Origin of the sequence: Flavobacterium ichthyis (genome assembly GCF_009915155.1) — a bacterium.
Taxonomy (GTDB): Bacteria; Bacteroidota; Bacteroidia; order Flavobacteriales; family Flavobacteriaceae; genus Flavobacterium; species Flavobacterium ichthyis.
Window position 1 is genome coordinate 29,096 of the sequence record NZ_JAABLM010000011.1, and the last position, 11,870, is coordinate 40,965.

At 35.0% G+C, this 11,870-nt stretch carries 11 protein-coding genes; 3 read left to right on the forward strand and 8 right to left on the reverse strand.

Annotation, left to right across the window (positions count from 1 at the left end):
* Positions 1 to 6: 6 nt before the first annotated feature.
* The 5 genes from GV828_RS09860 to radC form a co-directional block, all read right to left on the reverse strand.
* Positions 7 to 699: a YjjG family noncanonical pyrimidine nucleotidase gene (locus GV828_RS09860; protein WP_166537329.1), complete on the reverse strand. Its 693-nt coding sequence runs from the start codon at positions 697 to 699 to the stop codon at positions 7 to 9.
* Positions 696 to 1,208 (reverse strand): hypothetical protein, encoded by a 513-nt coding sequence (locus tag GV828_RS09865; protein WP_166537330.1) that lies wholly within the window; start codon positions 1,206 to 1,208, stop codon positions 696 to 698. The genes GV828_RS09860 and GV828_RS09865 overlap by 4 nt, the downstream gene beginning before the upstream one ends.
* Entirely contained in the window at positions 1,201 to 2,571 is a 1,371-nt protein-coding gene (locus GV828_RS09870) for an FtsX-like permease family protein (protein WP_166537331.1), read from the reverse strand. Before GV828_RS09870 ends, GV828_RS09865 begins: the two co-directional genes overlap by 8 nt.
* Positions 2,571 to 3,197 (reverse strand): ABC transporter ATP-binding protein, encoded by a 627-nt coding sequence (locus tag GV828_RS09875; RefSeq protein ID WP_166537332.1) that lies wholly within the window; start codon positions 3,195 to 3,197, stop codon positions 2,571 to 2,573. Before GV828_RS09875 ends, GV828_RS09870 begins: the two co-directional genes overlap by 1 nt.
* A 91-nt stretch (positions 3,198 to 3,288) precedes the next feature.
* Entirely contained in the window at positions 3,289 to 3,981 is a 693-nt protein-coding gene (gene radC, locus GV828_RS09880) for a RadC family protein (RefSeq protein WP_166537333.1), read from the reverse strand.
* Positions 3,982 to 4,052: 71 nt separating this feature from the next.
* On the opposite strand from radC, the gene GV828_RS09885 reads away from it, so the two are divergent.
* Entirely contained in the window at positions 4,053 to 4,628 is a 576-nt protein-coding gene (locus GV828_RS09885) for a DUF1287 domain-containing protein (protein ID WP_166537334.1), read from the forward strand.
* A 248-nt stretch (positions 4,629 to 4,876) separates the two neighbouring features.
* On the opposite strand, the gene GV828_RS09890 is transcribed toward GV828_RS09885, so the two are convergent.
* The 3 genes from GV828_RS09890 to GV828_RS09900 form a co-directional block, all read right to left on the reverse strand.
* The gene (locus tag GV828_RS09890) at positions 4,877 to 6,238 is read right to left on the reverse strand and encodes a UDP-N-acetylmuramate--L-alanine ligase (protein ID WP_166537335.1); all 1,362 of its coding nucleotides are present in this window, start codon (positions 6,236 to 6,238) and stop codon (positions 4,877 to 4,879) included.
* Positions 6,239 to 6,299: 61 nt separating this feature from the next.
* Positions 6,300 to 6,998: a tetratricopeptide repeat protein gene (locus GV828_RS09895; protein ID WP_166537336.1), complete on the reverse strand. Its 699-nt coding sequence runs from the start codon at positions 6,996 to 6,998 to the stop codon at positions 6,300 to 6,302.
* Positions 6,999 to 7,131: 133 nt separating this feature from the next.
* Complete coding sequence (locus tag GV828_RS09900) at positions 7,132 to 9,279, reverse strand: S46 family peptidase (RefSeq protein WP_166537337.1); 2,148 nt, start codon at positions 9,277 to 9,279, stop codon at positions 7,132 to 7,134.
* A gap of 536 nt (positions 9,280 to 9,815) precedes the next feature.
* Between GV828_RS09900 and GV828_RS09905 the strand changes: the two genes are divergently transcribed.
* Positions 9,816 to 11,375, forward strand: a complete 1,560-nt coding sequence (locus tag GV828_RS09905; RefSeq protein WP_166537338.1) for a T6SS effector amidase Tae4 family protein — start codon at positions 9,816 to 9,818, stop codon at positions 11,373 to 11,375.
* 16 nt (positions 11,376 to 11,391) lie between these two features.
* Positions 11,392 to 11,820: a hypothetical protein gene (locus GV828_RS09910; RefSeq protein ID WP_166537339.1), complete on the forward strand. Its 429-nt coding sequence runs from the start codon at positions 11,392 to 11,394 to the stop codon at positions 11,818 to 11,820.
* Positions 11,821 to 11,870 lie beyond the last annotated feature (50 nt).

Sequence of the window (11,870 nt, forward strand, 5' to 3'; positions counted from 1 at the left end):
TGTTATTTAAAAATAATTTTTTAACGCTAGCAAATGGTTAACGTGTTTAATGTTCTCCCCTACTTTTATATTGTGTTCATTAAAAAAAATAGCATCTAATCCGGCACTTAAAGCGCCTTCAACATCGGCTTCGAGATTGTCGCCAATCATCACCGCTGTCTTGGGATTACATTTGGCATTTTCTAAAGCAAATTTAAAAATTTCAGCACTTGGTTTCTTATGACCTGCAATTTCCGAATCGGTAACAGTTTTAAAATAGTGCAAAATGTTTGAATTTTTTAATTTATTTTGTTGAACTAAATTAAAGCCATTGGTAATGATGTGCAATTGATAATGAGGTTGCAAATAATCGAGTAATTCTAATGCTCCTGCATAAAGATGGTTATTTAGTGGCAAATGCGAAATGTATTCCTCCGCCAAAAAATGAATTTTTTCGTCGTCTATACTATGCGAAAATGATTCAAAAACTTCCTTTAATCTTCCATACCGAAGTTCTTGTGCAGTTACTTGGTTTCGCTGATATAAATCCCAAAATTTTTTATTTACTGGAACATATCGCTCCACAAAAGCTATCGTATCAATGGCAATTTCATTTTTTTGTAATACGGTTTCAAATGCCAATGCCGAATTTTTTTCGAAATCCCAAAGCGTATGATCAAGATCAAAAAAAATATCGGTTATTTTATTTTTAAAAATCATTTCCCTTTTACAATTACAGCATCTTCAATATGATAAATCCAGTCTTCAATGTTGGTTTCATTGATTCTAAAATTACCTTCTAACGTTACATATTGGTCGGTTTTTAATTTTGGTGTACTTCCTTTAAATTTAATCCCCATGATTGTTTCCGGTCCTGCTTGTCCACAGAAAAAACAAGATGCAAAAACATTTTTACTTAAAGCATATGTTGTATTATCAATAGGAATGATAAACCCCGACATTACAATTCGCTTCTTATTTTTTGCTTTTAACGTAGTGTTAATGATAGGATACTGTACTCCTTCGGGATAATCTTTATGCATTTTTTTAACATATTTAATCACGCCTAATAATTTCCAATTAAGGGTATCACCGGCAACAATCAAGTTTGCATTCTTATTTTCAAACGAGGGTACAAAAGATGCTTTTTGGTGTGAATCTGTATTTTGAAAAAATGAAACTACAGAGACTACTACCACAAAAATTACTAAAATATAAGATTTACGCATTGGCTAAAGTTTTTGAAATATTAAGACGATAGGCTTTAATTGCTGGAATTACGGCTGCCAAAAGCCCTATTAAAATGGTAAATGCAAACAACATTGATTCTTTTTGCCAAACCATTTGCCACGGACTAAAGACCATTTTAAACTGATCGTCGGTTGAATTTGAAATCAATATTAATGCCAAACGACCTACAATCGTACCTAAAATAAACCCGATTATCACCAAAAGTAAACTTTCGATTATAACCAACTTGAGTAGTTGTAAACGTCCGGCACCACTTACCCGAAGCAAAGCAAATTCGTATTTTCTCTCTTTTAAAGTATTGTAAAGCGCTATAAAAATGCTTATTCCAGAGATAAACATAATGCCGTAAGCAAGATATTGCATGGCTTGCAAACCAATTCCCATCAGCGAAAATAACCTATTAATTTCAATTGCTGGAGAAACCGCTTGCATCTTAGTATTTTGCGCTACAATTCTTGGCCAAGTTACAAAGCCCATCTTATTACGGAATTTGATTAAAACTGCTGTGATTTCTCGATTTTCGTTTTGGTGCAATTTTTCTAAATGATCGTGGTCATCGTGATGTTGTTCGTGTTCATCGCCTTCAATGTGAATGTGTCCTTCTTCACCATGAGCAGGATTTTCATCAGTATCTTCGTGATCATGATCGTGTTCGTCGCCTTCCATGTGAATGTGCCCTTCTTCACCATGAGCCGGATTTTCGCCACTTTCCTCGTGATGATGATCGTGGCTCTCGTGAATTTGCCAGACGGTTTCAATGTTGCTCAAAATTAGGTTATCAATTACTTTTCCTGTTGGCGCAATAATTCCGGTAACGATATATTCGTGTTGGTCGTGCACTTCGCCTTCCTCAGAATCGCCGTGAGAACCGTGAAATTTATCTCCAATTTTTAAATTTAATTTCTCCGCAATTTCGCTCCCGATAACCACTTCAAGATTTTTTTCAAAAATTTTTCCAGAAGTTATTTTTCCATTAAATTTTTTAAGGTAATCTGGTGTTGTTCCAACAATCTTAAAACCTCTAAAATTATCGCCAAAAGCGAGTGGAATAGCAGTTTCTACGAAAGGATGTTTCATCCATTTTTCGGCTTCAGCATAGTTAATGTTTCCGGTTGGAGCATCAACCTGATAAACTGAAGACAAGATTAATTGCAACGGACTTCCTTGAGCTCCCAAAACCACATCAACTCCATCAATATTTGAAGAAAATTTTTGTTCAAATTGTTCCTGAAGTAGTATCAATAGAGAAATGATTGCCACTCCAGCAGTTAACAACAAAATACTCAAAGCAGTATTTAGCGGTTTAAACCAAATATTTTTCCAAGCTAATTTTGTGATCATTACAGTTGAATTTGATTAGAAAAACGGCTTTTCAAACGTTGATCGTGAGTAACAATTACCAGTGATGTTGCAAAAGATTGGGTCAATTGTTCTAATAAATCCGCCACCAAAAAGGCATTGTCATCATCTAAACTGGATGTGGGTTCGTCAGCCAAAACTAATTTCGGTTTGTTAATCAATGCTCTGGCAATGGATACCCTTTGTTGTTGCCCAACACTTAACTCAAAAGTGTATTTTTTCTGCTGGTCTTTCAACCCTAAATTTTCTAAAATATCCTGAGCTTTTTCAGTCTCTTTTTTACCAGTTGCCAACCACGAAGCCATTTCGATATTTTCTAAAACCGAAAGCGATTCTATGAAATGGGATTGTTGTAAAATTAATCCAATATTTTTACCTCGAAATTCATCTAATTTTTTTTCTGACAGGGTTTCCAAGTTTGTTTCGTTAACAAAAACGCTCCCTTTTTCCGCCCGAAGCAATCCGCCAAGCAAGTGCAACAAAGTGGTCTTTCCTTTACCTGAATTTCCAGTAATTAAGAGTGTTTCGGAAGGATTCAACTGAATATCCGGAAATAAAAATCCGGTATTTTGGCTGTATGAAAAAGATAAATCTTGCGTACGGATCATAGTGCTTTCAATTGCTGTTGCAAGATAGCAATTTGACTTCGAAAAATAACTGGTTTAACAGTCTGTTTTGAAATTTAATTATTATAAAACGTCACATTTTTCCTTCATCATTGAAACTATAATACGAATTTTCAGTAACGATAATGTGATCTAAAACAGCGATATCCATTGTTTTCCCTGCTTCCATGATTTTTTTGGTAATATTGATGTCAGCATCGCTTGGTGTTAAAAGTCCTGATGGATGATTATGGGAAATGATAATCGAAACGGCATTTTGCTCTAAAGCAATTTTAAAAATTAAACGAATATCCACTACAGTTCCAGTAATACCGCCTTTACTCAATTGGGTTTTATAAATCACTTTATTAGAATTATTGAGATACAAAATCCAAAATTCTTCGTGAGGTAATTCGCCAATAATCGGTTGTAAAATTTCAAAAACAGCTTTACTGGAAGAAATTTTTTTGAGTTCTACCGTTTCTTCTGCCCGTCTTCTTCTCCCCAATTCCATCGCTGCGATGATGGTGATGGCTTTTGCTTCTCCAATTCCTTTAAACTCTGTGAGTTGTTTTAATGATAATTTTCCCAAAGCATTGAGATTTTCTACACTTAATAAAATACGCTTGCTTAGGTCAACCGCGCTTTCATTCCTGCTTCCGGAACCAATTAATATAGCGATTAATTCGGCATCAGACAAAGCAGATTTTCCTTTCAGCATTAATTTTTCACGGGGTTTATCATCCTCAGCCCAAAATTTTATAGAAAAAGTGGCATTCTGATCCATGGCGAAAATATTTTTATTTTGGCAGATAATGAAACAATCTATTTTTCGTTATAAAAATAAAATACTAAAATATGAAATTCGTAACAATTTTATTAATTTTCAATAGTTTTTGTTCGCTTGCGCAAAATAATTTCTCTTCGAGATTAAGTAATGCTGCTATTTTACTCACAAATGATAAAGTGATCTACGATGGAAAATATTACAACATCAAATACCCAAATGGTGACGTGCCGAAAAATATTGGCGTTTGTACGGATGTGGTTATCAGAGCTTACCGAAAATTAGGAATTGATTTGCAAAAAGAAGTGCACCAAGACATGAAAAATAATTTTTCTTTATACCCCAAAATATGGGGATTAAAGAAACCCGATACCAATATTGACCATCGAAGAGTCCCAAATTTACAGGTATTTTTTACACGATTTGGCAAAAGCTTAGGCGTTTCCACAAAAGCTTCGGATTATAAAACAGGTGATTTAGTCACCTGGAAAATTAACGGGAAATTGCCACACATTGGCATCGTAACCCACAAAAAATCGGTTGACGGAAAACGAAATTTAATTGTGCACAACGTTGGAGCCGGACAAGTTTTGGAGGATTGTCTTTTTAGCTATGAAATTACCGGACATTACAGGTATCAGAAATAAGCGATTTTAAATACCGCTAATTCACTAATTATCTAACCATCTAATTATCTAACCATCTAATTATCTAACAATCTAACTATCTAACAATCTAACTATCTAACAATCTAACTATCTAACAATCTAACAATCTAACTATCTAACTATCTAACTATCTAACTATCTAACGATCTAACTATCTAACTATCTGACTATCTAACAATCTAATTATCTAACCATCTAATTATCTAACTATCTAATGATCTAACCATCTAATTCACCATTGTTTTTACTTCATCAAAATTTAAACCGCCATAATTTCCGGAGCTCATTAAAAGAAGTGCGATTTTTTCTTCGTTAAAATTCAGGCTTCGCAGAAAATTTTGAAATTCGTCCGGATTGGTGTAGATGATTAAATCTTTTCGTTTAAAAGCCTCTTCAATTTGCTGATATGTCACTTCCTCCAAACGCTTAATTTTCACAGCATCAGGAGAATAAAAAACCACGGCAACGTCTGCGGAATCCAATGCTCCTTCATATTCATGCAAAAATTGAGCATCCAAACTGCTGTAAGTGTGCAACTCCAAACAAGCAATCAATTTTCTGTCGGAATATTGTTGTTTTACCGCTGTTGTAGTAGCGGAAACTTTGCTTGGCGAATGTGCAAAATCTTTGTAAGCGACTGTATTTTTTGTTTCTGCAATTTTTTCCAGTCGCTTCGAAGCCCCTTTAAAACTGGCTATTGCTTGGTAGAAATCCGCTTCGTCAACTCCCATATTTTGACAAATCCATTTGGCTCCAGCCAAATTATTCAAATTATGGGCTCCAAAAACTTCAATTGGCATATCGCCTTCAGGAGTTTGCAATAAAGTTATGCCGTTTTCAACTGAATATTCTGGCGTGAAATAAGGAATTTTTCGAATGGGATTTGTGGCATTTTCGGCTACTTTTTTGACTTCTGGATCATTTTCATTGTAAACCAAAATACCCCCGTTCGTGATGCTTTCTACAAAAATTTCAAACTGATTTACATAATTTTCAAACGTTGGAAATACATTAATATGGTCCCAAGCAATCCCTGAAATTAAGGCAATATTTGGTTTGTATAAATGAAATTTCGGACGACGATCTATTGGCGATGACAAATACTCATCACCTTCCAAGACCATAAAATCATTTTCTTCCGTGAGATGCACCATGGTTTCAAAACCTTCCAATTGAGCTCCAACCATGTAATCCACCGAAATATTATGATAATTCATCACGTGCAAAATCATGGACGTAATGGTAGTTTTACCGTGCGAACCACCAATAACCACGCGGGTTTTATTTTTGGATTGTTCGTATAAAAATTCGGGATATGAGAAAATGTTTAAGCCTAATTCTTTTGCTCTCAACAATTCTGGATTGTCTTCTTTGGCATGCATTCCTAAAATAACAGAGTCAATATCCGAGGTGATTTTTTCGGGAAACCACCCTAATTCTTCAGGTAGCAATCCTTTTTTTTCAAGGCGCGTTTTCGAAGGCTCAAAAATAGCATCATCGCTTCCGGTAACATGGTAACCCTTATTGTGTAATGCCAAAGCTAAATTATGCATCGCGCTTCCGCCAATTGCTATAAAATGTGTTCTCATTTAGATTTCAGATTTTAGACTTAAGATTTTTGATTTTGAAAATCTACTCGTCAACTTCTTCTTATATTTTATTTTTTTCGTTAAATTCTTCCAGCAATAATTTCGCTTTTTCAGGCTGATTCATCTTATTTTTATACAAATCTGCCAATTTTTGGTATGTGGTTTTCGAACCGCCAATTTCAACCGCTTTTTTGTAATGTTTTTCTGCGGAAGTGTATCTTTTAAAGTATTCATCAATATGCCCTTTTGACAGATAACCGTCAACGGGAGAAATCGTCATCAATTGAGTAGAAAATTTTTGTGCTTTTTTTTCGCTTCCGCCAATAATTGCAGGTAATTGTAAATATAATTCCACCAAAGCCCAACGTGCTCCAATGTGTTTGGCATCTAGTTGAATGGCTTTTAAAAAAGATTCTTCCACCTCATCAATCATTCCTAAAGCCTTAAATTTATTACTCTCTTTAGCTTTCATTCCCAAAGCACCGCCGTATTTGTAAACGTAATCAGCATGTTTTGGATTAGCATTTTTTAATCTTTCGTAAAAAGTTACTGCTTCTGACCAATTTTTTTGATGACTATGGATGTCGCCCAAATATTCAATTGATTTTAAATCCGATGGATTTTTTAAAACCAAAGCTTCAAATAAAGGTTTTGCTTGCGCAAAATTTCCCTCATCGAATAGTTTTCGGGCTTTTTCGAACGAAGTTTGACCTTGCATCGGCTGAATGGCGAAAAATAAAATGAGCAAATAATATTTCATCGGTCGTAAATAAATTTTTTCAAAAATACGATTAAAGTGAGAACTAAAAACTATTTGAGATAAGAATTAGATAACGCATAAAAAAATCCGCTTCTATCGAAGCGGATTTCCTTTATTTATCAAGAAACAAAAATTATTTCACGATTGTCATTTCGTCCACAATGTGCTTGGCACCAGCAAATTTATCGATGATAAAAAGTACGTAGCGAATATCAACATTGATGGTTCTTTGTAGGTTTTTGTCGAAAATAACATCACCAGCCATAGCTTCGATGTTTCCGTCAAAAGCCACTCCAATTAATTCTCCTTTACCATTTAATACCGGCGAACCAGAGTTTCCTCCTGTAATATCATTGTCTGATAAAAAGTTAACCGGAAGGTATCCTGCTTTGTCCGCATAACGACCAAAATCTTTTTTATCATTCAATTCAATCAAACGTTTTGGAAGGTCAAATTCCTGATCGTTTGGTTTGTATTTTTTAATCGTTCCTGCCAAAGTCGTATAGTTGTTAATCTTGGCATCGTTTCTTTGATCAGCTGGTAAAGCACGAACTTTTCCGTAAGATAAACGCAAAGTTGAATTAGCATCCGGATATTTAATATCTGCTAATTTGCTTTCTCTCAAACCTTCTACTAATAAGCGGAAAGATTTTTGGTAATCGTTTTCTAATTTGGCTAATTCGTCAGATTTTGCTCTGTAAGCCGTTAACAAACTCATTGACATTTGGTACAATTTATCCGCTTTCAAAACCTCCAAATTTGGATTTTTTGCGAAAGCATCTAATTTTTCTTTAGAAGTAAAAATACTGTTTGCAAAAGCATCATCTACAAATTTAGAAAAATCACCGCCGTTCATTTGAGCTTGTTCTGCAATAAAAGTTGGCAACGGATAACCTGCTTTTTTCACATATAAATTTAATTCATCTACTAAAACATCGCGCTCTAAAGGCAAGTACATGGTTTCGAACATACCGTCAATTTGCGCTTGAATTCTTGGCATTACTTCTGCTTTTTTAGCATCATTTTGCGAAGCTAAATATTCAAAAGCCGAACCTAAATTAGCTGGAGCTGCAGCAAATGCGCTGTTTCTCAAAATGCTAATCAGGTAATTGTCATGACGTGATTTTTCGTTTGTTGCTGCATAATATTTATTGATGTTGGTAATCACATCACCATATTTTGCTTTATTTTCGGGTTTGTTCGCCCATTTGTCAAATTCCGCTTCCGTTTTTGCTTTGGTATCGGCTGTTCCAAATTTGGTCAAAGCATCAATCATACCTTGGCGGTTTTTCCAATAATTCGCAACCGATGCATAATTAGAAGCATATTTCAATCTCACAGCATCACTTTGATCCATGTGTTTTTTCATGGCATCCATTCCTACTTTCGAACCTTCAACCCACGCAGGATACGCAAATTTTACGTTTTGCTCAATTCCACCCGAAGGCATCCAACGGTTGGTTCTTCCAGGATAACCCAAAATCATGGCAAAATCATTTTCTTTCACGCCTTTCAAACTCACAGGCAAATGGTGTTTTGGTTTTAACGGAACATTGTTCGCCGAATATTCTGCAGGATTTCCATCTTTGTCAGCATATACTCTAAACAAAGAAAAATCTCCTGTGTGACGTGGCCATTCCCAATTGTCAGTATCTCCACCAAATTTACCAATATTTTCCGGTGGTGTTCCTACTAAACGAACATCTGTATAATCCTGATAAACAAAGTAGTAGTATTCATTTCCTTGAAAAAACGGACGTACAGAAACCGTGTATTTTCCGCCACCGTCATTTTCTTTTTGAATTACCGCAATTTCTTGGTTGATCGCTTTTTCGCGTTCCGCCTCAGTCATTTGGTTGTTTACTTTGCTCAAAATTCTTTTTGAAACATCGTCCATTCGCACGAAAAATCTTACGTACAAAGACTCCGGTTTCAACTCAGCTTTTTTGTCTTTTGCCCAAAAACCATCGCGCAAATAATTACTTGTAGGCGACGAAAGTTCCGCAATCGCATCATAACCACAGTGGTGATTGGTTAAAACCAAACCTTCTTTGGAAACAATTTCGGCCGTACAACCGCCATTAAACTGCACAATTGCATCTTTAATACTCGAGTTGTTAATGCTGTAAATTTCCTCAGCCGTCAACTGAAGACCCATTTTTTGCATGTCGCGGTGGTTTAAACGCTCAATAAACATTAAAAACCACATTCCCTCATCGGCCTTAACGCTTGTTGGCACCAGCATTACCGCCATAATCAGGGATAAAATCACTTTTTTCATGTAGATAAAATTTTAAAATAGTTTTTTGCTAAAGCATTAGTCCACCAACATTTAAAAATGTTACAAACCAATTGAAAATTAGCGCTTGCGAAGATACTTTTTTAAACTGTCAAAAACGATTGCGCCAAGCATTTCCGCTAAAAATTAACTTTTATTTTTGATTTTCATTTGGGCGTTCCCCAATTTACAACCCAAGTGCCAACAACAAATAATCTGCAAAAATTGGGTCGGGCTTTCGCCACTCGCTGTTTTTTTGGCTCCACTTCGTTACACCAAAAAAAACGAGCTCAAACAAAGGCTCAATCCCTAACGCAGTCAAAATCTTGAAATGTATTTTTAGCTCATAATATTATAAAATCAACCATAAATAACACATAAAAAATTTAAGAATCACGCATTGGTTACAAAAATGTTGTTATAGTTATTCAAAAATTAATATTTTTGAAACATAACCACGTTTTATTACCGAAATATTAAAAACCAAATAAACATGAAACAAACAAACAAACAAACGCTTATTAAAACTTTTTAGCGTTATGGTAATGCTTTTTTTAGCGGGATGTCAGGCTGAGGAAGTGGTCAAGGATAATCACGAACATGGAGAAAAAGTGATTGCTAAGAATGTTGATTTTAGCAGTTTTCAAAACAAAGTTATCTCACAAAAATCTAATTTACAGTTTGAAAAACTCGATGTTTTGAAAAACGACGCTTCAAAGCACAGAGAAAGTGTTGGACTGATTCATACTATTTTTACCAATGAAATTTTTTATATGGAAATGGAAAACGGTATGACAACATACACTTTAAAAGCTTCAACGAATTTAGAAAACGACCAAGCCATAACTAATATTGTTTATTTTTCGCAAAACGGAAACGATTTTGACTACAAAGTAATCCGATATTTTCCTTCGGAAAATTGGTTAGAAAGTTACCGTAATAATCCTAACACCTTATTTTCCGGAACTATTGAGGGATTTAATTCTACACAAGTGGAATTAACAGGTGTTACTTATGCTAAAGGCGGCAGTATGCAATGTCCGATTGATCATATTCCAGTGTGGAGATGTGCGGCAGGAAACACTCACAGTATAGACGATTTCATAAGTGGAAGATGTGAGGTTGGACATAATTTTATTATCGGATATAATACAATTTGGGGTGATTGTCCTAACAATGGTGGTGGCGAAAGTTCAGGCGGTGGAAATCCGGGCAACAATGAAAATCCAGAACAAGAGATTATAGAAATCCCTACAAAACCGGTTGTTTTTCAGAGCTTTTTTCAAACGTTTTATAATAACTCTTTAAATTTTGATCAACAACAATACTTAAATAATAACTCCGAACCAAAAGCTGAAATTGAAAATTACATTAATAGTCAGGGAATGGTAAATGGAAATGTTAGCGCCGAAGTTGAGGCATTTGCAATTTGGGCAGTTGAATATTTGAGGAATCATCCTAACGTAACAATTGAGCAATTTAAGAATTGGTTTATGACGCCACGAGAAGGACATGAGATATTGGGCTACGATCAAAACTACTGGGAAAATCCAAACTTAAACTTTCCACAGCAGAATCTTCCATCATGGAATGATTTCAATACAGCGTATCCAAGATTGGATGGGGCAGTATTAGTGCAAGCGGTTGGAGGACTAGTACAGCAAGCCTATAATCAATATCCTAATTTGTCTCGAGGATATTGCGCATTGAAAGTTTCATGGGCTTTGAATTACTCAGGTGTTACGATTCCTCAAATCATCACTACATCAGGAAATCCTGGAACAGTACAAGGAGCTGACGGGAAATATTATTTTTTAAACGCAAAAGCATTAAATAAATGGATGAGGGAAACATTTGGAACATTTCCTGACAATCCCAACCATTATAATTTTACTGCTGAAGATGGAGGTACAAATGGAGAAAATTTTCCTACATTGGTAGCTGGGTTTAAGGGCATATATTCTATGGTTTCCACAAATCCCCAATGGGCATCTGGACACGCGGATCTAATTGATAATTCACAATGCGTATTTGGCTGTCATTTCAATGACAGTCCACCAGCACCTATCGACTACATAGATATATGGATTTTAGATTAATTATAAAACTCAATTTATGAAACAATTATTGGTTAGTTCTTTAGCATTTATAATTTTATCATGTTCAAACAAAGTCTATTTACGAGAGAAATTCACATATGAGCAAAACAGCAAACAAGTTTGGATAGATTCCTACAAATATGAAGCTTTTTACGGATGTTTAAATGAAGGTATCCAAAACGATAGTATACGCATTATTCTAAATTCGAAAGATTTATTTAATAAAAATTCCGATTTAGATTTTGTATTGATTGAAGAAGCCAGAAAGCACGGACAGCAAGTAATAATCAAGATGCCTACTCCTTATGTTAAAGTTGACAAAGGAGAGGAATACCTCAAAAATAAAAATTTTATTTCTTACAATTGCCTAGTCTATTATGCAAGCAGAGAATTAGACTCTATCGCAAAAAATGCATATCAAACTCACTTAATGAGTATTAAGTAAGATACAGCGTTCAATATTGAAGGCATTAAATATCTTGTGGACGCGAAAAC

Coding starts and splice junctions, on each gene's coding strand:
- GV828_RS09885 (WP_166537334.1), top strand. CDS start 4,053: ATGAAATTCGTAACAATTTTATTAATTTTCAATAGTTTTTGTTCGCTT.
- GV828_RS09895 (WP_166537336.1), bottom strand. CDS start 6,998: ATGAAATATTATTTGCTCATTTTATTTTTCGCCATTCAGCCGATGCAA.
- radC (WP_166537333.1), bottom strand. CDS start 3,981: ATGGATCAGAATGCCACTTTTTCTATAAAATTTTGGGCTGAGGATGAT.
- GV828_RS09905 (WP_166537338.1), top strand. CDS start 9,816: ATGGTAATGCTTTTTTTAGCGGGATGTCAGGCTGAGGAAGTGGTCAAG.
- GV828_RS09865 (WP_166537330.1), bottom strand. CDS start 1,208: ATGCGTAAATCTTATATTTTAGTAATTTTTGTGGTAGTAGTCTCTGTA.
- GV828_RS09860 (WP_166537329.1), bottom strand. CDS start 699: ATGATTTTTAAAAATAAAATAACCGATATTTTTTTTGATCTTGATCAT.
- GV828_RS09910 (WP_166537339.1), top strand. CDS start 11,392: ATGAAACAATTATTGGTTAGTTCTTTAGCATTTATAATTTTATCATGT.
- GV828_RS09875 (WP_166537332.1), bottom strand. CDS start 3,197: ATGATCCGTACGCAAGATTTATCTTTTTCATACAGCCAAAATACCGGA.
- GV828_RS09890 (WP_166537335.1), bottom strand. CDS start 6,238: ATGAGAACACATTTTATAGCAATTGGCGGAAGCGCGATGCATAATTTA.
- GV828_RS09870 (WP_166537331.1), bottom strand. CDS start 2,571: ATGATCACAAAATTAGCTTGGAAAAATATTTGGTTTAAACCGCTAAAT.
- GV828_RS09900 (WP_166537337.1), bottom strand. CDS start 9,279: ATGAAAAAAGTGATTTTATCCCTGATTATGGCGGTAATGCTGGTGCCA.